The 24,517-nt window shown below is 63.5% G+C and carries 22 protein-coding genes and 2 tRNA genes; 11 read left to right on the plus strand and 13 right to left on the minus strand.

Going from position 1 to position 24,517, the window contains the following annotated elements:
• Positions 1 to 65: 65 nt before the first annotated feature.
• The 4 genes from JLC71_RS12670 to JLC71_RS12685 form a co-directional block, all read right to left on the minus strand.
• Positions 66 to 1,229, minus strand: coding sequence for an NAD(P)H-dependent flavin oxidoreductase (locus JLC71_RS12670; protein ID WP_200915824.1), 1,164 nt, complete (start codon positions 1,227 to 1,229; stop codon positions 66 to 68).
• Between the two features lie 278 nt (positions 1,230 to 1,507).
• A complete protein-coding gene (locus tag JLC71_RS12675; protein ID WP_236250884.1) occupies positions 1,508 to 2,254 on the minus strand; it encodes an anaerobic ribonucleoside-triphosphate reductase activating protein in 747 nt (248 codons plus the stop codon).
• On the minus strand, positions 2,247 to 2,432 hold the full coding sequence (gene nrdD, locus JLC71_RS12680) for an anaerobic ribonucleoside-triphosphate reductase (RefSeq protein ID WP_200915825.1): 186 nt from the start codon (positions 2,430 to 2,432) through the stop codon (positions 2,247 to 2,249). The genes JLC71_RS12675 and nrdD overlap by 8 nt, the downstream gene beginning before the upstream one ends.
• Positions 2,433 to 2,491: 59 nt before the next feature.
• Positions 2,492 to 4,489, minus strand: a complete 1,998-nt coding sequence (locus JLC71_RS12685; RefSeq protein ID WP_200915826.1) for a ribonucleoside triphosphate reductase — start codon at positions 4,487 to 4,489, stop codon at positions 2,492 to 2,494.
• A 260-nt stretch (positions 4,490 to 4,749) separates the two neighbouring features.
• On the opposite strand from JLC71_RS12685, the gene JLC71_RS12690 reads away from it, so the two are divergent.
• From JLC71_RS12690 to JLC71_RS12700, 3 genes are read left to right on the plus strand one after another with little or no spacing between them, the layout of a single operon-like run.
• Positions 4,750 to 5,724, plus strand: coding sequence for a quinone oxidoreductase family protein (locus JLC71_RS12690; protein ID WP_200915827.1), 975 nt, complete (start codon positions 4,750 to 4,752; stop codon positions 5,722 to 5,724).
• Between the two features lie 9 nt (positions 5,725 to 5,733).
• The gene (locus JLC71_RS12695) at positions 5,734 to 6,315 is read left to right on the plus strand and encodes a YqiA/YcfP family alpha/beta fold hydrolase (RefSeq protein ID WP_200915828.1); all 582 of its coding nucleotides are present in this window, start codon (positions 5,734 to 5,736) and stop codon (positions 6,313 to 6,315) included.
• Positions 6,312 to 7,208 carry a Dyp-type peroxidase gene (locus JLC71_RS12700; RefSeq protein ID WP_200915829.1) on the plus strand — a complete coding sequence of 299 codons (897 nt, stop codon included), beginning with the start codon at positions 6,312 to 6,314 and terminating at the stop codon, positions 7,206 to 7,208. The genes JLC71_RS12695 and JLC71_RS12700 overlap by 4 nt, the downstream gene beginning before the upstream one ends.
• 58 nt (positions 7,209 to 7,266) lie before the next feature.
• On the opposite strand, the gene JLC71_RS12705 is transcribed toward JLC71_RS12700, so the two are convergent.
• The 3 genes from JLC71_RS12705 to JLC71_RS12715 all read right to left on the minus strand — a co-directional run bounded on the left by JLC71_RS12705 (position 7,267) and on the right by JLC71_RS12715 (position 9,302).
• Positions 7,267 to 8,943 carry an LTA synthase family protein gene (locus JLC71_RS12705; protein WP_200915830.1) on the minus strand — a complete coding sequence of 559 codons (1,677 nt, stop codon included), beginning with the start codon at positions 8,941 to 8,943 and terminating at the stop codon, positions 7,267 to 7,269.
• A gap of 158 nt (positions 8,944 to 9,101) precedes the next feature.
• A tRNA-Lys gene (locus tag JLC71_RS12710) sits at positions 9,102 to 9,177 on the minus strand.
• 49 nt (positions 9,178 to 9,226) lie between these two features.
• Positions 9,227 to 9,302 (minus strand) — tRNA-Lys (locus JLC71_RS12715).
• Between the two features lie 168 nt (positions 9,303 to 9,470).
• Between JLC71_RS12715 and gloA the strand changes: the two genes are divergently transcribed.
• The 4 genes from gloA (at position 9,471) to JLC71_RS12735 (ending at position 14,907) form a co-directional block, all read left to right on the plus strand.
• Positions 9,471 to 9,860 carry a lactoylglutathione lyase gene (gene gloA, locus JLC71_RS12720; protein ID WP_200915831.1) on the plus strand — a complete coding sequence of 130 codons (390 nt, stop codon included), beginning with the start codon at positions 9,471 to 9,473 and terminating at the stop codon, positions 9,858 to 9,860.
• A 32-nt stretch (positions 9,861 to 9,892) separates the two neighbouring features.
• Positions 9,893 to 11,293, plus strand: a complete 1,401-nt coding sequence (locus JLC71_RS12725; RefSeq protein WP_200915832.1) for a sodium:proton antiporter — start codon at positions 9,893 to 9,895, stop codon at positions 11,291 to 11,293.
• Between the two features lie 275 nt (positions 11,294 to 11,568).
• Positions 11,569 to 13,971, plus strand: coding sequence for a phosphoketolase family protein (locus JLC71_RS12730; protein WP_236250885.1), 2,403 nt, complete (start codon positions 11,569 to 11,571; stop codon positions 13,969 to 13,971).
• A 126-nt stretch (positions 13,972 to 14,097) separates the two neighbouring features.
• On the plus strand, positions 14,098 to 14,907 hold the full coding sequence (locus JLC71_RS12735; protein ID WP_200915833.1) for an inositol monophosphatase family protein: 810 nt from the start codon (positions 14,098 to 14,100) through the stop codon (positions 14,905 to 14,907).
• Positions 14,908 to 15,088: 181 nt separating this feature from the next.
• Here JLC71_RS12735 and JLC71_RS12740 read toward each other — a convergent pair whose 3' ends face one another.
• The 4 genes from JLC71_RS12740 to JLC71_RS12755 all read right to left on the minus strand — a co-directional run bounded on the left by JLC71_RS12740 (position 15,089) and on the right by JLC71_RS12755 (position 18,729).
• Positions 15,089 to 16,471 carry an FAD-binding oxidoreductase gene (locus JLC71_RS12740; protein ID WP_200915834.1) on the minus strand — a complete coding sequence of 461 codons (1,383 nt, stop codon included), beginning with the start codon at positions 16,469 to 16,471 and terminating at the stop codon, positions 15,089 to 15,091.
• 74 nt (positions 16,472 to 16,545) lie between these two features.
• The gene (locus JLC71_RS12745) at positions 16,546 to 17,484 is read right to left on the minus strand and encodes a homoserine kinase (protein ID WP_200915835.1); all 939 of its coding nucleotides are present in this window, start codon (positions 17,482 to 17,484) and stop codon (positions 16,546 to 16,548) included.
• An 80-nt stretch (positions 17,485 to 17,564) separates the two neighbouring features.
• A complete protein-coding gene (locus JLC71_RS12750; RefSeq protein ID WP_200915836.1) occupies positions 17,565 to 17,930 on the minus strand; it encodes a DUF2782 domain-containing protein in 366 nt (121 codons plus the stop codon).
• A 64-nt stretch (positions 17,931 to 17,994) separates the two neighbouring features.
• Positions 17,995 to 18,729: an LOG family protein gene (locus JLC71_RS12755; RefSeq protein ID WP_200915837.1), complete on the minus strand. Its 735-nt coding sequence runs from the start codon at positions 18,727 to 18,729 to the stop codon at positions 17,995 to 17,997.
• A gap of 72 nt (positions 18,730 to 18,801) precedes the next feature.
• Here JLC71_RS12755 and polA point away from each other — a divergent pair, with 72 nt between their 5' ends.
• The gene (gene polA, locus JLC71_RS12760; protein WP_200915838.1) at positions 18,802 to 21,597 is read left to right on the plus strand and encodes a DNA polymerase I; all 2,796 of its coding nucleotides are present in this window, start codon (positions 18,802 to 18,804) and stop codon (positions 21,595 to 21,597) included.
• A gap of 36 nt (positions 21,598 to 21,633) precedes the next feature.
• Here the strand turns inward: polA and JLC71_RS12765 are convergent, their stop codons facing one another.
• A complete protein-coding gene (locus JLC71_RS12765; RefSeq protein ID WP_200915839.1) occupies positions 21,634 to 22,233 on the minus strand; it encodes a hypothetical protein in 600 nt (199 codons plus the stop codon).
• Positions 22,234 to 22,313: 80 nt separating this feature from the next.
• Here JLC71_RS12765 and JLC71_RS12770 point away from each other — a divergent pair, with 80 nt between their 5' ends.
• On the plus strand, positions 22,314 to 22,712 hold the full coding sequence (locus JLC71_RS12770) for a VOC family protein (RefSeq protein ID WP_200915840.1): 399 nt from the start codon (positions 22,314 to 22,316) through the stop codon (positions 22,710 to 22,712).
• On the opposite strand, the gene JLC71_RS12775 is transcribed toward JLC71_RS12770, so the two are convergent.
• The gene (locus JLC71_RS12775) at positions 22,709 to 22,951 is read right to left on the minus strand and encodes a DUF1127 domain-containing protein (protein ID WP_200915841.1); all 243 of its coding nucleotides are present in this window, start codon (positions 22,949 to 22,951) and stop codon (positions 22,709 to 22,711) included. The genes JLC71_RS12770 and JLC71_RS12775 overlap by 4 nt on opposite strands.
• Positions 22,952 to 23,052: 101 nt before the next feature.
• On the opposite strand from JLC71_RS12775, the gene JLC71_RS12780 reads away from it, so the two are divergent.
• Both JLC71_RS12780 and hemC read left to right on the plus strand, forming a co-directional pair.
• Positions 23,053 to 23,514, plus strand: a complete 462-nt coding sequence (locus JLC71_RS12780; RefSeq protein WP_200915842.1) for an Lrp/AsnC family transcriptional regulator — start codon at positions 23,053 to 23,055, stop codon at positions 23,512 to 23,514.
• A 64-nt stretch (positions 23,515 to 23,578) separates the two neighbouring features.
• Positions 23,579 to 24,517 (plus strand): hydroxymethylbilane synthase, encoded by a 939-nt coding sequence (gene hemC, locus JLC71_RS12785; RefSeq protein ID WP_200915843.1) that lies wholly within the window; start codon positions 23,579 to 23,581, stop codon positions 24,515 to 24,517.

The following is a 24,517-nucleotide window of genomic DNA, read 5'->3' on the forward strand; positions in this document are numbered from 1 at the left end:
CGATTATCGGCCAAGCCCATGCCGGCCGATAGCCTTGGTGATGGGTGAGCGTTGCCTCGCCGCGCTTAGAGCGCCAAGCCGGCCGGCTTGTGCCCGGTCAGCAGATAATCCATCAGTTCCTTCACTGGGCGGATGGCGCTGCCGAAGGGCAGGTTTTCCGAGCCACGGAAGAACAGGCCCTGATTCACTTCACCACGCACGGCGGCGGCGAGTTTCAGGTCGATGCAGAACTGGCCGATCTTGGCGAGGCCGTCGCGGAAGCCGCAGACGGTCAGGCAGTTCAGCGATTGGGTGCAGCGGCGCGGATCGGCCTTGGCGTTGGCCTGGGCCTTGGCTTCCATTTTCAGGTACTTGGCCAGCCACGGGGTGTTGACCGCGCGCGCCGGCAGGCCGGCGACCGACATGAACTCGACCACGTCGGTTTTCTGCGCGCCGGCGAGCACGTTCTTGAAATTGATGTGCGCGTCGCCCTCTTCGGTCACCGCAAAGGCGGTGCCCAGCTGCACGGCGTTGGCGCCGCAACCGAGCAGGTGCGCGACCTTGGCGTGGCTGTTGATGCCACCGGCGACGATTAGCGGAATCGGCTCGATTTCCAGCTTGGCGAAAATCTCGTGGGTCTCGGCCAATACGCGCTCGAATTCGAACTTCTCATCGTGGACACCGGCAATGCTCGCCGCGCCGAGGTGGCCGCCGGCATGGGCCGGATGTTCGATCACGATGGCGTCGGGCAGCTTGCCTTTCTTCATCCAGCGTTTGAGGACGATATTGATGCCGCGACTATCGGAAAGAATCGGGATCAGCGCCACACTCGGGAAGTCGGCGGTCATTTCAGGCAGATCAAGCGGCAGGCCGGCGCCCATCACGATCGCGTCGGCGCCGGATTCGCACGCCTGGCGTACATGCTGGGGATGGGCATCCACGGCCTTCATCACGTTCACGGCGATCATGCCGCGCCCCTGGGCGGTATCGCGAGCCTGACGGATTTCGCGATCGAGTGCGATCAGGTTCAGCGCATCCAGCGTGGCCTGATCCTTCGTGCCTTCGCTTTGAGCGAGCAGATCAGGATGGTGGTGACGCAAATCGACCGAGGCAATGGTGCCGACGCCGCCCTGGCTGGCCACGGCGCTGGCGAGCTTGTGCGCCGAAACGCCAACGCCCATACCGCCTTGAACGATGGGCAAGAGTTTCTTGCCCTTGATAATCAGTGGTTCGAAATGATGTGCAAGCATGCCGATGTATCCTTGTAGGCGCCGTACGCGCGGCCTTGTGGCCGACTGCTGCAGCACCGATTTATCCCGGCTGGTATACCGGTGGATTTATACGAGGCTGAAGTGTGATCGTTTGGTCGGCAAAAAATGTTGATCTAGCGCAAGGACGGCGACGCCGGCATGTGGATTGGCAGCATTCACGCTGCATATCGGCAGGATGCCAGCCGAAAACCCCGCCTGTCGGGCGGGCTCACCGCGGCAATACGGCAGGCACGTCCGGCGAATCGCGGCCTATCGGCTTAGTCGTTGCGAACGGTGAAGCTGGCAAACCGCGCTGCGATCGCCGCGCACGTTGAGGCGCTCGGGTAGCCGGCCGGCAGCGGGTTGCTGCCCAGCAGCGCCGATTCGCAGCCTTGCGGGCGATAGCGTTGCAGCGCGTAATCCTGCACGCCCAGCCCGGCCAGCGTGTCGGCCAGCGCCAGCAGTGCCGCATCATCGTGCAGTTGCGGGTGGATGGTGGTGCGGCACTCGAACGCCACGCCGGTATCGATCACCTGCTGCAACGACGCCCGTGCCGGATCGCCGCTACGCTGCACCAGCGTCACCTGCTGGTAATCGGCAAAGCCGGTTTTGACATCAAACCCCACCCAGTCCACATACGGCAGGCAATGCGCCAGCCGCGCCGGGTAGGCGCCGCCGGTATGCAGCGCGGCCTTGAAGCCCATCGCCTTCACGTCGCGCAGCATTGCCGGCAGGTGTTTCTCGGCCAGCGGCTCGCCGCCGCAGAACACCACCGCATCCAGAAGGCCACGACGCTGCTCGAGCCACGTGACGATTTCGGCCCACACCGGCACGCCGGCGACCTGCTGGCGCGCCTGCAAATGCGGGTTGTGGCAGTAGTGACAACGCCACGGGCAGCCGGCCAGAAACACCACGCACGCCAGCTCGCCCGGGTAATCGCAACTGGAGAACGGCACGAATCCACCGATTTGGGGCGGATTCGGCAGATCACGCGATGCGATCAAGCGGGCGGCAGCCTCAGCCACGGCCCGGCTCGTTGAAGAAGGTGCGCTCGGCGAACTCGCCCTGCTTGCCGGTGTTGAAGCTGGTCACCGGGCGGTGATAACCCATCACTCGCGTCCACACTTCGCAGCGGGTGCGCTCTTCATCGCGCAGTTGCACCTCGGCGGTGGCCAGTTGGGACTGGATTGAAAGATCGGTCATGTTTTTCTCCTGAAAATGGTTCGGGGTCTGGTCGGCGACCTTGAGAGGCCGCCCGTGCATCAGTCGCAGCAGGCTGCGGTTTTCTTGGCGATCAGTTCGGCATCACACTTCGGGCAGAACTGGTGATGGCCGGCGAGGTAGCCGTGGGTCGGGCAGACCGAGAACGTCGGCGTCACCGTCAGGTAGGGCAGGCGGAAGCTCGACAGCGATTTCTTCACCAGTGCCTTGCACGCCGCGCTGCTCGATACCGCTTCGTTCATATACAGATGCAGCACGGTGCCGCCGGTGTACTTGCGTTGCAGCTCGTCCTGACGCGACAGCGCTTCGAACGGATCATCGGTAAAGCCGACCGGCAACTGGCTGGAGTTGGTGTAGTAAGGCTGATCCACACTGCCGGCCTGGATGATCTCCGGATAGCGCTTCTTGTCTTCGCGGGCGAAGCGGTAGGTCGTGCCTTCGGCCGGCGTCGCTTCCAGGTTGTACAGGTGGCCGGTTTCTTCCTGGAACTCGGTCATCCGCGCGCGGATGTGATCGAGCAATCGCACCGCCAGCGCATGGCCCTCGGGTGCGGTGATGTCGATTTTGTCGCCCGAGAAGTTGCGGATCATCTCGTTCACGCCGTTCACGCCCAAGGTACTGAAGTGGTTGCGCAGCGTGCCGAGATAACGCTTGGTGTACGGATACAGGCCGTTGTCGATCAGCCGCTGGATCACCTTGCGCTTGAGTTCGAGCGAGGTCTTGGCCAGATCCATCAGCGTATCGACGCGGGCGAACAGGCCGGCCTCGTCGCCGCGGAATTCATGGCCGAGCCGCGCGCAGTTGATCGTCACCACGCCAAGCGAGCCGGTCTGCTCGGCGCTGCCGAACAGGCCGTTGCCGCGCTTCAGCAACTCGCGCAGGTCGAGCTGCAAGCGGCAGCACATCGAGCGCACCATATGCGGCTGCAGCTCGGAATTGAGGAAGTTCTGGAAGTAAGGCAGGCCGTACTTGGCGGTCATCTCGAACAAGAGTTCGGTGTTCGGGTGATCCCAGTCGAAATCCGGCGTGATGTTGTAGGTCGGGATCGGGAAAGTGAATGCACGGCCCTTGGCGTCGCCGGCCATCATCACTTCGATATAGGCGCGGTTGATCATCTCCATTTCGGCCTGCAGATCGCCGTAGGCGAACGGCATCTCGACGCCGCCGATATAGGGGATCTGCTCTTTCAGATCCTCCGGGCACACCCAGTCGAAGGTCAGGTTGGTGAACGGCGTTTGCGTGCCCCAACGACTCGGCACGTTCAGGTTGTAGATCAGCTCCTGGATGTGCTGCTTGACCTCCTCGTACGACAGATCGTCGACGCGGATGAACGCCGCCATATAGGTATCGAACGACGAGAACGCCTGCGCGCCGGCCCATTCGTTCTGCAGCGTGCCGAGGAAGTTGACGATCTGCCCGACGGCGCTGCCCATGTGCTTGGGCGGCGTGGCCTCGACCTTGCCCGGCACGCCGTTGAAGCCTTCGGTCAGCAGGCGCCGCAGCGACCAGCCGGCGCAATAACCTGAGAGCATGTCCAGATCATGTACATGGATCGCGCCCGAGCGGTGCGCGGCGCCGATTTCGGGCGGATACACATGGTTGAGCCAGTAATTGGCGATCACCTTGCCGCTGGTATTGAGGATCAGCCCGCCAAGACTGTAGCCCTGGTTGGCGTTGGCATTGACGCGCCAGTCCGAGCGGTCGAGGTATTCGTTGATGCTGGCGCCGACGTCGACCACGGTGCGGGTATCGGCACGCAGACGCGCATGCGCTTCGCGGTAGGCGATATAGGCACGCGCGGTTTTCAGGTGGCCGGCGGCGAGCAGCGTTTCCTCGACCGCGTCCTGGATCGCCTCGATCGACGGCGTGGTGTCGGCGGCCAGGTGGTTGAGTACCGTGACCGCGAGCGCGTGCGCCCAGTCGGTATCGAATTCGCCGCTGGCCTTGCCGGCCGCGGCGATCGCGGCGGCGATTTTATCGGCGGCAAACGGCGCGACGCGGCCGTCGCGCTTGGTCACATACTGGGGAGTGTGGGTCATCAGAGTTATCAACTATTCATCAACAATTTATCAACATGTGGTGCATTAGCGCCGTATGGACACAATATATTGTGTTGATCGCCGCCTTGCCTAATCAAGCCAAGCCCGCTTGATCAAGGTCAAACCCGGCGCGCACCGGGCTTGCCAAGCATCGCGCGCAGGCTGATATGCCAAGCGAATCCGGCGTATGCTTGCGGCACTATTGCCGGCCGTTCGTAGCACGACCCCGCTAGAATGTAACCAGCCATTCAGGACTACATATGAATACGCAAGCCATACGCATCCATCAGCACGGCGATCCCGATGTGCTGCAGCTGGAAACCATCACGCTGGCCGCCCCCGCCGCCGGTGAGGTGCTGATCCGCCAGACGGCGATCGGTGTCAATTTCATCGATACCTATCACCGCAGCGGCCTGTATCCGCTGGCGATGCCGACCGGTCTCGGTCAGGAAGCCTGCGGCGTGGTCGAGGCGGTCGGCGACGGTGTGAAGGAATTCCGCCCCGGCGATCGCGTCGCCTACGCCGGCGGTACGCCGGGCGCGTACGCGCAGCACCGGATCGTCCCGGCCGCCAGGCTGGTGCCGGTGCCGGATACGATTTCCGACGACGTCGCCGCCGGCACGCTGCTGCGCGGCATGACGGCGCAATATCTGCTCAAGCGCACCTTCCCGCTCAAGGCCGGCCAGACGGTGCTGATCCACGCCGCCGCCGGCGGTGTCGGCCAGATCGCCAGTCAGTGGGCGCGCGCGCTCGGCGCCATCGTGATCGGCACCGCCGGCGGCACCGAGAAATGCGCGCTGGCGAGCCAATGGTGCGATCACGTCATCGACTACCGGGTTGATGACTTCGCCGCGCGCGTGCGCGAAATCACCCTGGGCGCCGGTGTGCCGGTGGTGTACGACGGCGTTGGCGCGGTCACCTTCGATGGTTCGCTCGACAGCCTGTCGCCACGCGGCATGATGGTCAGCTTCGGCAATGCCTCCGGCGCCGTGCCGCCGTTCTCGCCCAACCTTTTGGCGCAGAAAGGCTCACTCTTTTTGACCCGGCCGACACTGGGCCACTACACCGCGACACGCGACGAGCTGCTCGATACCGCCGAGGATTACTTCACCGCGATCGCACGCGGCTACGTCGTCGCCGAAATCGGCCAGCGCTTTGCCCTGGCCGATGCCGCCAAAGCACACCGCGAACTCGAAGCCCGCCGAACCACCGGCTCCACCCTGCTTCAGCCCTAGCGAGACGCCATGCCCGCCATTCACCTCGTGTATCTGCACGGCTTTCTTTCCAGCCCTTTTTCACAAAAGGCGCAGGACACCGCCGTGTGGATGGCCGAGCAGCAGCGGGCAGATTACTTCCATTGCCCGCAACTGCCGATGGACCCGCAGGCGGCATGCGAGGCGATCGAAACCACGATCACCCGGCTGCGCGGCGAGCCGTTCTGCCTGATCGGCAGCTCGCTCGGCGGCTACTTCGCCACCTGGGCCGCCGAGGAATACGGCGCCCGCGCCATCCTCGTCAACCCGGCGATCCAGCCCTATGTATTGATCAACCAGCACCTCGGCCCGCAGCGCAACTATCAGACCGGCGAATACCACATCATCGACGCACGTTTCGCACCGGCGCTGCGCACGCTGGAACGCGAGATCAGCGACCCGCGCCGCTACTGGCTGCTGGCACAAACGGGCGACGAGGTCCTCGATTACCGTGAAGCCGTCGATAAATACGCCGGTTGCCGTCAAAGCGTCATTGAAGGCGGCGACCATGCATTTCAGAATTACCCGACATGGCTGCCCGCCATCTGGGATTTTGCACAAGGACAAGCATGACCACACCGCAATCGGGCATCCTGCCGCTCGCCTCGTCACACGCCGTCTTCATCCTGCTGCGCCGCCGTCTGGGCCGGCGCATCGATGCGAAAAGCCGTGAATGCCTGGCCATGCTGCAGACCCGGCTCGCCGCGCAAGACTGCCTCGGCGTTGTCGCGATTGGCGCCGAGACGTTCGGCGATGTTTTCGAGGGCACGCGCCCAAGCGAGCTGCGCGCGTTTCCACGCATTCCCGGCGCGGTGCATGCGGCCCCGGTCAGCGATGCCGACGTGTTGCTGCACCTGCGCGGCGAACATCTGGATCGGCTGTTTGATCTGGCTGACGCCTGTGTCCATGCGCTGGCTGACTGGCTGGAGCCGGTTGAAAACATCGCCGGCTTTCGTCGCAGCCAAGGGCGAGACATGACCGGTTTTATCGACGGCACCGAAAATCCGGACAGCGATGAACGCCCGGCCGTGGCGTTGGTCGCCGAGGGCGAATGGGCCGGCGGCAGCTATATCCACACCCAGCGTTATGTGCACCGGCTCGAATCGTGGCGCAAGCTGCCGGTGAAGCAGCAGGAAGCGGTGATCGGTCGCACCAAGGAAACCGACGAGGAACTCGACGACGACGACAAGCCGGCGACCGCACATATCAGCCGGGTGGTGATCGAGGAAGATGGCGAGGAACTGGCGATGCTGCGCCACTCGCTGCCCTACGGCACGCCGGGCGGCGAACGCGGCCTGTACTTCGCCAGCTACTGCCACACGCCGCAGGTCTTCGAGAAGATGCTGGCGCGGATGATTTCACCGACCAGCGACGGCCGTGTCGATCATCTGCTCAACTACTCGCGTGCGGTCAGCGGCGGTGCATTCTTTGCGCCCAGCATCGAAAAGCTCGCCACGCTGGCCTGAGCCCGAAACGCCGCAGCGCAACAAAAAGCCCTCGTCATCCGAGGGCTTTTTGCTTGAGTCAGAACAGCCTTTCGGCGTACAGCGGCAACGGAAAAACCTGCTGCCATTCGGCCTTGCCGTGCCTGGACAGCGCATCCGGGCCGCGCTCGCAGATCCCCGCCAGCGTCGGCCAGAAGCGGTCCTTGCCGTTCGCCAGTCGTGCGACTTCACTCGACAGGCAGAACATCGGCCGTTCGGCCACGCGCGCCGCCATCGCCGCCGGGTCCACCGCACTCTTGCCACTCGCCTTGATGAATACCGGCACCTCGCCACGAACGCGGTATTGCGCCGGCGTGAGCTTGAAGGCGAAGCGGAAATCACCGTTGCTCGTCCCGGTCGTGCGGAAATAGCTGCGATCGAAAATACCCTTGCGCGCGAAGACCGAAGTCAGCGACGGTTTGTGATCGCCGACCACAATGATCGTGACCGGGCGCTTGCGCTTCTTGGCGCGTTTTTCCAGCGCGGTGACAAAACGCTGCATCTCGTCGACCGCCGCGCCCAGGCGGTTGCGGTAATCGGTTTCGCCCTCGTCGCTGCTGCGGTAGGCGCCGTGAGTCATCACCGTCACCAGAAACATGAAGCTCTTTTGCTTCGCCGGCAGATGGGCATAAACATCGAGCGCGCGTTGGTACAGCAGCGCGTCCGATGGCCAGGTGCGGGTATGCCAGTCCATGGTTTCGATGAAATGCTGCTCGTCGAAACCGAAATGCCGGTACACGGTGTCGCGTTTCCAGAACGAGCCGTAGAAATTGTGGATCCCGGCCGTGTGGTAGCCGGCGGCCTTGAAATGCGAGATCAGCGATTCGGCACCATCGCGGTAATCGGGGCCGAAATTCTGGTAATCGACCCCCGGCAGCACCTGTGATGACAACCCGGCCAGCAGCTCGAACTCCGCCTCCGAGGTGCCGCCGCCGTAAACCGGGCTGACCACGCGTGACTGGGTAAAGCCGCGCTCGGCCAGTTTGGCGATGGGCGTGCGAAAGCGGTCATCGGCGGTGCTGAAGCAGGCTTCGCACAGAATCAGCGCAACGTCGGGCTCCGGCGCGAGTGCGGGGGCCGGATCAACGCTGGCCGCTGCGGTGGCGTAAAAGTCATGCGGGCCGCGCTTGGGGAGCTTGATGCTTTCGGCGGTGAAATACAGATGCGCGAAGATACCGTTCTGCTTGGCATTTTCGTTGAAGTTGTACGAGAGATAGTGCGTTTTGAACACATCGGACAGCACGGTGTTGACCGCCTTGCCCGCCGGCCCGGCATCGGCCAGGCGCAAGCCCAGCATCGCCGGCAACAGCAAACCGAGCGCGAGTCGCTTCCACGAGAAGCGGGGCCGTTTCCACACGCCTATGGCCAAGGCAATGACGAAGAGCGCGGCGAAGGCCGCCATTTCCCAGCCGAGGTAACTCGAGAGCGAGGCGCCTTGCGACACCTCAAGCACATCGCGCGCCACCAGCGTTTCGCCGGTGAGCGATTCCTTGCTCCAGTTGGCGTGAGTCAGGAAACCTTCCAGCCCGGTCACGATGCCCACAGAAGCCCAGCGGTTCAGCAACGCCGCAAAGCCCAAGTAAACGAGGAGCGAGAACACCAGTCTCGGCGGCGCCCAATCGCTATCGATCAACAGCCGGGCCCCCAGCAACAAGGCATAGGGCCCCAACAGCCCGGCCAGTCTGATACCCCATTGTCGCAGTCGTGCTACTTCCATTTGCTGATCCCGACGCCCCCGGCGGCACGACTTGTTCTAAAGTCGCTCCAGTCGCGAGGCTTATTCCGCAGCCACCCCGGCAACATGTCTTGTGCAAGACACGCCAAGTGACCAAACGCAAAAAAGCCAGTCTAGGCGACTGGCTTTTCTGGTGAAACTGGTGGGCTGTGAGTGGCTCGAACACTCGACCTACGGATTAAGAGTCCGCTGCTCTACCAACTGAGCTAACAACCCGAGAGCGGCAACTATATAGATTCAATCGCCAGCTTGTCAAGTTTTGGAGTGGTGGGTCGTGCGGGACTCGAACCTGCGACCTACGGATTAAAAGTCCGCTGCTCTACCAACTGAGCTAACGACCCTTCCAAAACAAGAGGCGCATTTTATCAGAGCCAGCATCGCTGTCAACCCCATGACTGCAAGGAAGTGCGCCAGGCACCGAGAAAATGCTGCGGCAATATGCCGCTGTATGGCAATACTCACATCAGGCTACACTTTTGCAGTCCCCTTTCCTGGCAGGAGAACTTCCCGTGCGCCTTCTTCACACCATGCTCCGCGTCGGCAATCTTGACCGCGCGCTGACCTTCTACACCGACGTTCTCGGCATGACGCTGCTGCGGCGCCAGGATTATCCGGAAGGCCGCTTCACGCTCGCTTTCGTCGGTTACGGCGGCGAAGCCGATACCACGGTGCTCGAACTGACCCACAACTGGGATACCGCGGAATACGAGCTGGGCAATGCTTACGGCCATATCGCGATCGAAACCGACGACATCTTCGCCACCTGTGAGGCCGTGCGCGCCAAGGGCGGCAAGGTCGTGCGCGAACCGGGTCCGATGAAGCATGGCACAACCGTCATCGCCTTCGTCGAAGATCCGGACGGCTACAAGATCGAATTCATCCAGAAGCACGCCCAGTAACGCGGCCGCGCCGCACCGACCGATTGGACGACATGAAACGACTTCTCCCCCTGCTGCTTGCCATGCTACCCGCGCTGGCACACGCCGCCGACTTTGACGGCGCCCAGCTCAGCCTCGCCTGGGCGCTGCCCTTTGTCGGCATTCTGCTGTCGATCGCACTCTTTCCACTGCTGGCGCCGCATTTCTGGCATGCGCATTTCGGCAAGATCTCGGCCTTCTGGGCGCTGGCCTTCCTGATTCCGTTTGGCGTGACCTTTGGCATCGGCACCGCCAGTGGCGTAATCGCGCATGCGCTGATCGACGAGTACATCCCTTTTATCCTGCTGCTGTTCGCGCTGTACACGGTGTCGGGCGGGATTCTGGTCTGGGGCAATCTGCACGGCTCGCCCAAGGTCAATACCGCGATTCTGGCACTGGGGACCGTGTGTGCGTCGATCATGGGCACCACCGGCGCGGCGATGCTGCTGATCCGGCCGCTGTTGAAGGCCAACGACAACCGCAAGCACAACGTCCATGTGGTGGTGTTCTTCATCTTCCTGGTCGCCAATATCGGCGGCGGGCTGACGCCGATCGGCGATCCGCCGCTCTTCCTCGGCTTTTTGAAAGGCGTGAGCTTCTTCTGGACGCTGGAGCACATGCTGCCGCTGGTGGCGCTGAACGCGGCAATCCTGCTGGTGCTGTTCTACTTCGTCGACAGCCACTTCTACAAGAAAGAGGATGAAGTGCTGACGCGTGATCCGACGCCGGACTCAGGCATCAAGCTGTTCGGCAAATTCAACTTCCTGCTGATCGCCGCCGTCGTTGCCGCCGTGGTGATGTCGGGCGTGTGGAAGCCGGGCATCGATTTCCATGTGCTCGGCACCGAAGTCGGCCTGCAGGACATCGCCCGCGATGTGGCGCTGATCGTGATCGCGCTGGTCTCGCTGAAGTTCACGCCCAAGCAGGTCCGCGCCGGCAACGACTTCAACTGGGAGCCGATCCTCGAAGTCGCCAAACTGTTCATCGGGATTTTTCTGGCGATGGCGCCGGCGATCGCCATTCTGCGCGCCGGCGAAGCCGGCCATCTGGGTGCGCTGGTCCGGCTGGTCAGCGACGGCAGCGGCGCGCCGATCGATTCGATGTATTTCTGGATGACCGGCATCCTCTCGAGCTTCCTCGACAACGCGCCGACCTATCTGGTGTTCTTCAATCTGGCGCACGGCGACGCCGCGCACATGATGGGGCCGATGGCGTCGACCTTGCTGGCGATCTCGGCCGGCGCGGTGTTCATGGGCGCGATGACCTACATCGGCAACGCGCCGAACTTCATGGTCAAGGCCGTCGCCGAAGACCGCGGCGTGAAAATGCCGAGCTTCTTCGGCTACATGGCGTGGTCGGTGGTAATCCTGTTGCCGTGCTTTGCCATCACCTCGCTGCTGTTCTTCCATTACTGACGAACGCTGCCCGCCGGTGCCCAACCGGCGGGTATTTTTCACTGCCTTCAATATTTCACCGAACTTATCGTTAACCCCAATAGTCATTACATGACAGTTGATTAAAGCTGAGCCAGCGCCCCCACGGATGCGCGTACGGTTTCGGAACAAAATACCGCGTCCGGCTTTGACCTCGGTCATAAGCTTGTCAGCCCGGGGGCATATACTGGCTTCAACCGTTGGCATCGGCGCTTCTCCTGCCAACGCTCCATTTCTTTCCGCACTGAGGTGAACACGTGGCTCAACAACCGCTTTCCCAAGACCTCCTCGACAAGATGCATCGCTACTGGCAGGCCGCAAACTACCTGTCGGTCGGTCAGATCTATCTGCTCGATAACCCTTTGCTGAAGGAGCCGCTGGAGCGCAAGCACATCAAGCCGCGTCTTCTGGGCCACTGGGGCACCACGCCAGGCCTGAATTTCATCTACGTTCACGCCAACCGCCTCATCAAAGAGCGCGAGCTGAACATGATCTACATCACCGGTCCTGGCCATGGCGGCCCGGGTCTGGTCGCCAATACCTGGCTGGAAGGTAGTTACGAAGAGTTCTACCCGAGCATCGACCGCACCGAAGGCGGCATGCAGCGTCTCTTCAAGCAGTTCTCCTTCCCGCGCGGCATTCCGTCGCACGTCGCCCCGGAAACCCCGGGTTCGATGCACGAAGGCGGTGAACTCGGTTACTCGGTCTCGCACGCCTTTGGCGCCGCGTTCGACCATCCGGATCAAGTCGTCATCGCCGTGGTCGGCGACGGCGAAGCCGAAACCGGCCCGCTCGCCGCGAGCTGGCACTCGAACAAATACCTGCACCCGGTCAACGACGGCTTCGTGCTGCCGATTCTGCACCTGAACGGCTACAAGATCGCCAACCCGACCGTGCTGGCACGTTTGTCGAAAGACGAAATCACCAAGCTGTTCGAAGGCTATGGCTACAAGCCGCACTTCGTTGAACTGAAGCACGAAACCTTCAACGACAAGCACGCGACCTTCCACGATATCCATCAGAAGATGGCCTCGACGATGGATGCCTGCCTTGACGAGCTGAACGCGATCCGCGAAGCCGCCAAGGCCGAAATCGCCGCCGGCAAGCCGATCACCCGTCCGCAATGGCCGATGATCGTGATGCGTACGCCGAAGGGCTGGACCGGTCCGAAGGAAATTAAGGGCAAGAAGGTCGAAGACTACTGGCGCAGCCACCAGGTGCCGTTCTCGGATATCGACGCCGAAAACGTCCACAACCTGGAAAACTGGCTCAAGTCGTACGAACCGGAAACCCTGTTCAACACCGACGGTAGCGTCAAGGCCGAACTGATCGAACTCGCACCGCCCGCACAGCACCGCATGGGCTCGAACCCGGTCGTTCACGGCCAGGCTTCCAAAGACCTGCGCATGCCGGACTTCCGCAACTACGAAGTCAAGTTCGACAAGCCGGGCACCGTCAACGCCGAAGCCACCCGCGAAATGGGCAAGCTGCTGCGCGACGTGATGAAGGAAAACGAAGAACAGCGCAATTTCCGCATCGTCGGCCCGGATGAAACCGCGTCGAACCGCTGGAACAACGTGTTCGAGGAAACCGGCAAGACTTGGTTCGCCGATTACCTGCCGGAAGACGAACACAACGACTCGCTGTCGCAAGACGGCCGCGTGATGGAAATCCTCTCCGAGCACACCTGCCAGGGCTGGCTCGAAGGCTACAACCTGACCGGTCGCCACGGCTTCTTCAGCTGCTACGAAGCATTCATCCACGTTGTGGATTCGATGTTCAACCAGCACGCCAAGTGGCTCAAGACCACCCGCCACATCAACTGGCGCAAGCCGTTGCCGTCGCTCAACTACCTGCTGACCAGCCACGTCTGGCGTCAGGATCACAACGGCTTCTCGCACCAGGATCCGGGCTTCATCGACCACGTCGTCAACAAGCGTGCCGAAGTCATCCGTGTCTACCTGCCGCCTGATGCCAACACCCTGCTGTCGGTGACCGATCACTGCCTGCGTTCGCGCCACTATGTGAACGTCGTGGTCGCCGGCAAACAGCCTGCGCTGCAATACCTGACCATGGATCAGGCGATCAAGCACTGCACCAAGGGCCTGGGTATCTGGGACTGGGCGTCGAACGACGACGGCGGCGAGCCGGACGTAGTGATGGCGTGCGCCGGTGAAGTGCCAACGATGGAAGCGCTTGCAGCGACCGACCTGCTGCGCCAGCACTTCCCGGATCTGAAGATCCGCTTCGTCAACGTCGTCGACCTGATGACGCTGCAGCCGAAGGAAGAGCACCCGCACGGTCTGTCGAACCGCGAGTTCGATTCGGTCTTTACCGCCGACAAGCCGGTGATGTTCGCCTTCCACGGCTACCCGTGGCTGATCCATCGCCTCTGCTACCGTCGCAACGGTCACGCCAACATCCATGCCCGCGGCTACAAGGAAGAGGGTTCGACCTCGACGCCGTTCGACATGGTGGTGGTCAACCAGCTCGACCGTTACAACCTGGCGATCGACGTGATCGACCGCGTGCCGAAGCTCTCCAAGATCGGCGCGCATGTACGGCAGAAGTTTGCCGACAAGCTGGTCGAGCACGGTCAGTACATTGCCGAGCACGGCGACGACCTGCCGGAAGTGAAGAACTGGGTCTGGCCGTACTAAGACACCGGTTTGCATCGGGGCCAGCGCCCCGGTCGGCAACTGAAACAGCCCGCCTCGTGCGGGCTGTTTTGTTTGGATTCGCGCTTGCCCGCGCTCCCCGCAGGCAGGCACACTGGAAGTCAACCGATGGAGCCAGCCGTGCCCGATTCCGACCTGCTTGCCCGCATTGCCGACTGCGCCCGTGCCGTCTCGGCCACCGAAATCATGCCGCGCTTCAGGCACGTCGTCGCCCAGCGCAAGCATGACGGCACCTTGCTGACCGAGGCCGACCTCGCCAGCCAGGCCTATTTGACCCGCGAGCTGCCGCTGATCGCGCCCTATCCGGTGCTCGGCGAGGAGATGTGCGCGGCCGAACAGAAGGCGCTGTTCGCCGCCAATCCCGACGGTTTATGGGTCGTCGACCCGATCGACGGCACCACCAATTTTGCCCACGGCCTGCCTTTTTTCTCGGTATCGATCGCGCTGGTGCGCCATGGCCGCAGCGAGCTGGGCGCCGTCTACCTGCCGGTACTCGACGAGTGCTTTACCGCCCGGCGCGGCCACGGCGCGTGGCTCAACGGCGAACGGCTCGAAGCCCCGGCCGAACCGACGCGGATCGCCGAATCGGTTGCCGCGCTCGAGCCCAAGTATCTGGGCGGCCATCTGCCGACACGCATCGTCACCGTCGCGCCGTTCGCCAGCCAGCGCAACTATGGCGCCGCCACCGTCGACTGGTGCTACCTCGCCGCCGGGCGTTTCGATCTGATGCTGCACGGCGCCCAGAAGCTGTGGGACTACGCCGCCGGCGCGCTGATCGCCGAGGAAGCCGGATGCTCACTCGGCACGCTCAAGCGCCGCGATTACTGGCACTGCGACGTCTGGAGCCGCTCCGCCGTGGCCGCCCGCCACCCGAAGTCATTCGAGAGCTGGTATCAATGGGCGACGCAGAACCGCTGAGAATCGTATTCATTAGGCGGCTGCGCCTTCGCATTTTGCCCCCGTCCGATGCTCGACATCTTCGTGGACCCCATGTCCACTCCGGTGTCTGCGCTTCGGGCGGAGCCAAACTGCATCGGCTCGCTCATCTACTGAAAACGATTCCGGCTTGGATAGGTGCGGACAAGATCTCCCTTCGTCGCTAAAGCACCTTGCCCGGATTCATGATCCCCTGCGGATCCAGCGCCGCCTTGATGGTGCGCATCAGGCTCAGTTCGATCTCGCTGCGGTACAGCGGCAGCTGATCGCGCTTGAGCTGGCCGACGCCGTGCTCGGCGCTGATCGTGCCCTGATGCCTGGCGACGATCTCGTAGACGATGGCGTTTACTGCCGGCTCCTGCTCGTACACGCCTTTGGAGAGATCGCCGAGGAAGACGTTGTAGTGCAGGTTGCCGTCGCCGACATGGCCGAAGGCGACCAGATCGAGATCCGGATAGGCCGCAGCCAGCGCGGCTTCGGCCTCACGCATGAACGCCGGGATGTGCGACACCGGCACCGCGATATCGTGCTTGATGCTCACGCCGCGACGGCGCTGCGATTCGGGGATGTGCTCGCGCAGTCGCCAGAAATCGCGTGCCTCGGTCACGCTTTGCGCCAGCAACACATCCTCGTGCCCCAGCGCGAACAGCGCTTCGGCCAGCCGCTCGGTCAGCGCCATCGCCTCGCCGCCGTCCGACAGCTCGACCAGCACCGCCCACGGCGGCAATACGTCGAACGGTTGCGGCAGTTCGGGGCAATGCTCGGCCAGCAGTTCCCAGCAGCGGCGCGAGATCAGCTCGAACGAGGTCACGCGCTCGCCGACCTGATCCTGCAGGCCGCGCAGCAAGGTCACCGCCGCCTCGGGCGTAGCCAGCGCGACCAAGGCGGTCGCCTGTGCCGATAGTTGCGGCGACAGTTTCAGTACCGCGGCGGTGATCACGCCGAGCGTGCCTTCGGAGCCGATGAACAGTTGCTTGAGGTCGTAACCGGTATTGTCCTTGCGCAGTCCGCGCAGCCCGTCCCAGATCGTGCCGTCGGCCAGCACCACTTCAAGGCCGAGGGTCAGCTCGCGCATATTGCCGTAGTGCAGCACATTGACGCCGCCGGCATTGGTCCCGAGCGCGCCGCCGATCCGCGCCGAGCCGACCGCGCCCCAGTCGGCCGCGAACAGCCGCCCGGCACCACGCGCGGCGGCCTGCACGTCGGCGACGACGGCACCGGCTTGGGCGGTGATCGTGTTGTTGTCGGCATCGACCGCCAGCACGCGGTTCATCCGCTCCAGCGACAGCACGATGGCCGTGCCGCTGTCGTCCGGGGTCGCCGCACCGCAATTGCCGGTGTTGCCGCCCTGCGGCACCACCGGGACGCGGTGCGCATGCGCCAGCTGCATCACCGCCGAGACCTCCGCGGTCGAACGCGGTCGCACCACCGCCAGCGCCGCGCCGTGGTAGCGACGGCGGTTGTCGAGCAGATAGCCGTCGATCTGCGCGCCGGTGAGGATGCCGGCCGGGTCGAGCAAGGCGGCGAGTTCGGTCATGAACGACATGGTCGTCTCCAAATGCACATCGCCGGGGATATCGATGATATCGGCCGGCGATGTCGGTCGGTCAGGGGCGGTGTTTACAGCCAGAAATCGCTGCGCCCGGCGTGCAGGCCAAGCACGCGCTGGAAATGCGCCGGATCCTTGGCGAAGGTCATTTCGCCGGCGGCGGGCTTATGGAAATCATACAGCCGCGATACCCAGAAGCGGATCGCCGCGGCGCGCAGCATCAGCGGCCAGGCGTCGGTTTCGGCTGGCTCGAACGGCCGCACACTCTGGTAGCCGGTCAGCAGCGCACGGGCACGTTCGGCGTCGATATCGCCATTCTCTTCGACACACCAGTCGTTCAGCGTGATCGCCACGTCGTACAGCAGCACATCGTTGCAGGCGTAGTAGAAATCGATAAAGCCGCCGACGCGATCGCCATCCATCAAGGCATTGTCGCGAAACAGGTCGGCGTGGATCACCCCGGCGGGCAGGTGATCAAAACGGTGCTGCGCCTGCAGCGCGATCTCGGCCTGCAGTTGCGCAGCATCGGCCTCGCCCATGAAGCCATAGACCTCGGCCGCGGTCTGCGCCCACCAGCTCGGGCCACGCGGATTGGCCATCCGCCCGGCATAGTGACGCGCAGCCAGATGCATCTGTGCCAGCATCTCGCCCACCTGACGGCACTGCGCGGCGTTCGGGTGATCGATCACCGCGCCGGGCAGGCAGTTGACCAGCAGCGTCGGCTTGCCGTTCAGCGTATCGACATTGGCATCATCGAGATTGGCAATCGGCGCGGCGACGGCAATGCCGTGCTGCGCCAGATGCGCGAGCAGATTGACGTAGTAAGGCAGCTCGTCATGCTTGAGCGTCTCGAACAGCGTCAGCACGTAACGGCCATGTGTGGTCGTGACGAAGTAATTGGTATTGGTAATGCCGGCGGCAATGCCCTTGAGCTCAACAAGGCTGCCGATCGAATAGCGCTTCAGAAAAACGCTCAGATCGTCGGGCGTGACGGTAGTAAAGACGGACATGATTTTTCAGCGCTGCACGGTCGAATCAGGGGCGGAGTGTACGCAAGCGCGCCGGCGCAGACGAGCACCGGCGGTCACGCTTACCAGGAAAACAATACCCATTGCGGCACCGACAAGCGGACACCGCCCGAATCGGCGTTATCGATCTGGACAAACTGGCCATTGCCTTCATGGTCGTACAGGGTATAAGGCTCGCCGACCTTGGGCGTGACCTTCATCATGTAGAGCTTGCCGTTCAGGCGATACTCGGCGACGGTCGCATCGGCCTTCTCGACAATGCGCACTTCGGGCTCGCCCACCGGCTTGCTGGCCTTGGGTTTGACCACCGGCGGCAGTTGCTCGGCCGGCACCGATTGCGGCGGCGGCGGCGGCGGATCGAGCGGCGGCAGTTCGGCCAGCGCGGCCGTACTTGCCAACAGCGCCAGACTGCACAGCATCGTTTTCATGATGGACTCCCCTTGGCCCGGCGGGCCTGTTGTCCGCCCATTCTACCCAAAGCACCGCCCGGCCTCACAGGCTGAACTGCATTTCGCGCTCGGCAGGCGACATCTCGAAGCCACGGCTCTCGAAGAAGCGGAAGATCGCTTCGACGATCTCGGCCGGATCGTCGATCAGCTGCACCAGTTGCAGATCGGCCGCCGCAATCATGCCATCGGCGACCAGCCGCTCGCGAAACCAGTCGACCAGGCCTCGCCAGAACTCGCTGCCGACGAGAATGACCGGGAATTTGTGCGATTTACCGGTCTGCATCAGCGTCAGCGCCTCGCTCAATTCATCCAGCGTGCCAAAGCCGCCGGGCATGACCACGTAGGCGCTGGCGTGCTTGACGAACATCACCTTGCGGGCGAAGAAGTGGCGGAAGCTCTGGCTGACGTCCTGATACGGGTTGTTGCTCTGCTCGTGCGGCAGCTGGATGTTCAGCCCGACCGAGGGACTGGCACCGTAATAGGCACCCTTGTTCGCCGCTTCCATCAAGCCCGGCCCGCCGCCGGAGATCACCGAAAATCCCGCATCCGACAAGCGCCGGGCGATCTCCTCGGTGCGTTTATAATAGGCGTGGTCGGGCCCGATCCGCGCCGAACCGAAAATCGACACCGCCGGCTGTATTCTTTGCAGGCGTTCGGTGGCCTCGACGAACTCGGCCATGATCTCGAACACCCGCCACGCCTCGCGCGCGCGCGTTCCCTGATGCTCGGCATCGATCTCCGGATCGGCCAATTGTGGCAGCTTGTCCTTGAGCTTCATCGCGCGCGTCCTCGCCCTTGCTTACAAACGAGTATAGCCACGCCCCACCGGGCGGTGGCTTGCGGATATGCCATGCCCACCCTGCTTCTGATCGACGGTTCGTCCTACCTGTACCGCGCCTTCCACGCCATCCGCGATCTGTCCGCACCCGACGGTACGCCGACCAACGCGATCTACGGCTTCATCAATATGCTCAAGAAGCTGCGCGCCACCACGCCGGCCGACTACATCGCCTGCGTGTTCGACGCCAAGGGCAAGACCTTCCGCGACGATCTCTATCCCGAGTACAAGGCCAACCGCCCGAGCATGCCCGACGACCTGCGCAGCCAGATCGACCCGATCCACAAAGCCGTGGCGGCGTTTGGCGTGCCGATGCTGATCATCGACGGCGTCGAGGCCGACGACGTGATCGGCACGCTGGCGCGTCAGGCCGCGGCGCAGGGGATGACCGCGATCATGTCGACCGGCGACAAGGACATGGCGCAGCTGGTCGACGCGCACGTGCGCATCGAGAACTCGATGACCGACGAAGTGCTCGACGAGGCCGGCGTGTTCGCCAAATTCAACGTCCGCCCGGACCAGATCGTCGACTTCCTCACCCTCAAGGGCGACGCGGTCGACAACGTTCCCGGCGTGCCCAAGTGCGGCGACAAGACCGCCGCGAAGTGGCTGGCCGAGTACGGCAGCCTCGACGCCATCATCGCCAACGCCGGCGCCATCAAGGGCGTGGTCGGCCAGAATCTGCGCGACAGCCTGGACTGGCTGCCGAAGGCCAAGGAACTCGTCACCATCAAGACCGACGTCGATCTCGCCGCCGAACTCCCCAACGGCATCGCCGACCTCGCCCCCGGGAAAGAAGACTGGAACGCACTACACGCGCTGTTTGCGCGCTACAACTTCCGCAACTGGCTGCGCGAAGCCGAAGCCCGGCTCGGCGCCACGCCGGCGATCCCGGCACCGGCCGGTGACCTGTTCGGCGCGCCGCTGGATGTGCCGACGGCTGCGGTCGTCGTAGCGCCTGCAGTTATCGATACGCCGGCTGCCGTACCGTTGTCCGCAGTGGCGCGAAAGTACGAAGCCATCCTCACCGATGCCCAGCTCGACGCGTGGATCGCCAGGCTGATGGCCGCTTCGGTGGTATCGCTCGACACCGAAACCAACAGCCTCGACCCGATGCGCGCCAAGATTGTCGGCATGTCGTTCTGCGTCGATGCCGGCGAAGCAGCCTATCTGCCGCTGATGCACCGCGGCACCGAGGCGCCCGAGCAACTGCCGTTCGATGCCACGCTGGAAAAACTGCGCCCGTGGCTGGAATCGGCGGCGCACAAGAAGCTCGGCCAGAACCTCAAGTACGACCAGCATGTGTTCGCCAATCACGGCATTGCGCTCAGGGGCATTAGCGATGACACGATGCTGATGAGCTACGTGCTCGCCAGCCACGAACGCCACAATATGGACGATCTGGCGCTGCGCGAACTCGGTGAAACGACGATCAAGTACGAGGAAGTCGCCGGCAAGGGCGCCAAGCAGATCGGCTTTGACGAGGTCGGCGTCGATACCGCCACCGCCTACGCCGCCGAGGATGCCGACATCACCTTGCGGCTGGCGGCTTCGCTGAGTGCCAAGCTCGCGCAGCAGCCGCAGCTGCAGACGCTGTACCGCGATCTCGAGATGCCGGTGCGCGAGGTGCTGTTCACGATGGAGCGCAACGGCATGCTGGTCGATGCCGACCGGCTCAACCGCCAGAGCCACACCATCGGCCTCAAACTGATCGAACTCGAACAGAAAGCCTACGAGCTCGCCGGCCAGCCGTTCAATCTCGGCAGCCCCAAGCAGATCGGCGAAATCTTCTTCGAGAAGCTGGGCATGCCAGTGATCAAGAAAACGCCGAAAGGCGCGCCGTCGACCGACGAGGACGTGCTGACCGAGCTGGCCAAGGATTACCCGCTACCGAAGGTGCTGCTGGAAAACCGCAGCCTGTCGAAGCTCAAATCGACGTACACCGACAAGCTGCCGCTGATGGTCAACCCCGAAACCGGGCGCGTGCATACCAACTTCAGTCAGGCCGTCGCCGCGACCGGGCGGCTGTCGTCGAACGATCCGAACCTGCAGAACATCCCTATCCGCACCGCCGAGGGCCGCAAGATCCGCGAGGCGTTCATCGCGCCGCCGGGGCACAAACTGGTGTCGGCCGACTACTCGCAGATCGAGCTGCGCATCATGGCGCACCTGTCGGGCGACAAGGCGCTGCTGAAAGCGTTTGCCGAAGGCATGGACGTCCACAAGGCGACCGCATCCGAGGTGTTCGGCGTCTCGCCCTTGGAAGTCAGCACCGAACAGCGCCGCTACGCCAAGACGATCAACTTCGGCCTGATCTACGGCATGAGCGCATTCGGCCTCGCCGCGCAGCTCGAAATCGACCGCGTCGCCGCCAAGACCTTCATCGACCGCTACTTCGCCCAGTTCCCCGGCGTCGCCGCGTATATGGAACGCACCCGTACGCAGGCCAAGGAACAGGGTTACGTCGAAACGGTGTTCGGCCGCCGCTTGTGGCTGCCCGAGATCAAGTCGAGCAATGCCGGCCGCCGTGCCGGCGCCGAACGCGCCGCGATCAACGCACCGATGCAGGGCACCGCCGCCGACCTGATCAAGCGCGCAATGATCGCCGTCGATGCGTGGCTGCGTGATGCGAAGCTCAAAAGCCGGCTGGTGCTGCAGGTACACGATGAACTGGTGCTCGAAGTCCCCGACGACGAGCTCGAGCTGATCCGGATCGAGCTGCCGAAGAAGATGGCGCAGGTCGCCGAACTGGCCGTGCCGCTGGTGGCCGAAGTCGGCGTCGGCGGCAACTGGGACGAGGCGCACTGATCACCAGCGCGCGACACTGACCAAGCCCCGGCTTGGTCAGTCGATCTCGATGTCGTGCTCGTCCGCCCCCGCCTGAATCACGACCTTGCGATACGGCAGCCTGCCCGAATCGCAATTGAGCCACGCCCGGTTGAGGTTCTTCGAATGGAAAAATCCGGCCCAATGCTCGTCGGGGATACCGGCCTGTGGAATGAACCGGCAGGGGTTGTGCAATGCTTGCACGACAACGGCGTGCATTTCCGGATCCGACCACCCCGACGGATCGAGCTGAAGTGCCACGCAGCCTTGCGTATTCCGGCATTGTGGATCGCCGCTTGAATAGGCCGGACGACACAGCAACTGCAGGTCACGCGGCGTAAAGCCTGCAAGTTCCTCGGCCGAACAAAGGCGCCAGCCTTGGGACGACACCGGTATCGGTTCGCGTTTCGCAATCCGAAACGAAGCGGTATTGCCGTTGTGACCGGCAATGGCATAGGTAATGGCATCCGACACCGCACCGCTGTGCGCATTCGGATTCTTGAACAGTTCGACCGCGCAGCCCTGAAGCAGGAGCAGTACGGCCAACACAGCGCCCAAGCGGCCGGTAAGTGACATGGGTTCCTCGCCAGGAATGAATTGTTGATCGCGCGCCATCATGCCACAGCCCGTCTTGGGGCTTTGACGCATGGCCGGCGTGGGTGAATTGTCTTAGGCTTTGCAGCAAGGAGACCAACACCATGAGCAAAACCATCCGGTCCGGCACGGTGCTGTACGCCGTGGATATCGAGCGCGTCGCGGCGTTTTACGCCGGCGTGCTCGACATGACCGTCAGCCATGCCGACGACGCGTACATCGTGCTGACCGCGCGCAGCGTCGAGCTGGTGATCCAGCGCGTACCGGCCGATATCGCCGCGACGATCACGATCGAAACGCCGCCGCGCCCACGTGCGAACACGGCGATCAAGCCGGTGTTCTTTGTCACCGATCTCGTCACCGCGCGCACCGTCGCCGCCTGCCTGGGCGGCGCGCTGCCGCCGGCCGACAAGGAATGGCGCTTCGGCGACTTCATCGTTTGCGACGGCGTCGATCCCGAAGGCAATGTCATCCAGTTCCGGGCCAGCGCGCCGATCGCCTAAGCCGCTTTGCCGGCAGCGCCAGCCCCCATTGCTTCAAGCTGGTGTTTCCGTCGGCGCGACACCGGCGCCTCGAACGCTCCCACGGCGATCGCGTCGATATCGCTCGCCGCCACCCCGAGATCGGCGAGCTGGTACGCCGACATGCCGCGCAATTCGGCCAGTTGCCGTGCCAGGCTGCGCCTTGCCATCCACCACGTCCACAATCCGCGCATCTTGCTCACCCCGCTGTCTTCGATCACGATGACAACAGGATATTTCGCCGGCCGATTACGCTGAATGCAGGGTCATTCGAACATCGGCCGGTTTTCTTTTCGATCATCGTTTTTTTGCAGGGCAAACCATGAATCCATCGTTTCCACTCGACAGCAAGGACTGGCACATCCTCGACGCGCTGCAGAACGATGCCCGCCAGAGCCTGTCGGTGCTGGGCAAACGCATCGGTCTGTCGCAGCCGGCGGTGAGCGAGCGCATCCGCAAGCTCGAAGACGCCGGCATCATCGAAGGCTATGGCGCGCGGCTCAATCTGCAGAAAGTCGGCTACGGCCTGCAGGCGCTGATCCGCGTGCGCAGCGATCACGCCCGCTTGCCGCAGGTGCTGGCGCAGTGCGAGGCGATGCCCGAGGTGCTCGAAGTGTTCCGCATCACCGGCGAGGATTGCCTGCTGGTCCGCTGCGCGATCGCCCGGCCCGAATCGCTCGAAACGGTCGTCGACGCACTCGCCGCGCACGGCAACCTCACCACCTCGCTGGTGCTGTCCAAACCGATCTCGCGCCCGGTCGCGCGGATCGAACCGGCCGGCTAGGCCGCCGGGCTCGCAGCGCTGCGGGTGGTAGAATCGGCTTTTCATCTTCGCCGTGAGCACCGCCGTGTCCGCCAGCCCGCAACCCGCCCGCCTCGTCATCGCCACCCGCGAAAGCCCGCTCGCCCTGTGGCAGGCCCGGCACATCCAGGCCAGGCTGGCCGCGCTGCTGCCGGGCACCGAGATCGCCCTCTTGGGCATGACGACGCAGGGCGACCAGATTCTCGACAAGACGCTGAACAAGGTCGGCGGCAAGGGTCTGTTCGTCAAGGAACTCGAAGAAGCGCTGCTCGACGGTCGTGCCGACCTCGCGGTGCACTCGATGAAGGACGTGCCGATGGTGCTGCCCGAGGGCTTCGCCATCGCGGCGATCACCGAGCGTGAAGACCCGCGCGATGCCTTTGTCTCGAACGCCTACGCCAGCCTCGACGAGATGCCGGCCGGCGCCGTGGTCGGCACCGCCAGCCTGCGGCGCGAAGCGCAATTGCGCTCGCGCTATCCGCAGCTGCAATTCAAACCGGTACGCGGCAATGTCGGCACCCGACTCGGCAAGCTCGACGCCGGCGATTACGACGCGCTGATCCTTGCCGCCGCCGGGCTCAAGCGCCTGGGTTTTGCCGACCGCATCCGCACCGAACTGGCGGTGGAAACCAGCCTGCCGGCGCCGGGCCAGGGCGCGCTCGGCATCGAGATCCGCGCCGACCGCGCCGATCTGCATGCGCTGCTCGCGCCGCTGAACCACGCCGCCACCGCCGCCTGCGTCACCGCCGAGCGCACGCTGTCGCGCCGGCTCAATGGCTCGTGCCAGTTGCCACTGGCGGCGTTCGCCGAAGACGACGACGGCTTCCTGCGCCTGCGCGGTCTGGTGGCGATGCCCGACGGCAGCCACGCGGTCTACGCCGAATCCAACGGCACCCGCGCCGCCGCCGACGGCCTCGGTTGTCAGGTCGCCGACCTGCTGATGTGCGAGGGCGCCGGTGACATCCTCAAGGCGCTCGAGCATTAA

The organism is Jeongeupia sp. HS-3 (assembly GCF_015140455.1).
In the GTDB taxonomy this organism is placed as follows: Bacteria; Pseudomonadota; Gammaproteobacteria; order Burkholderiales; family Chitinibacteraceae; genus Jeongeupia.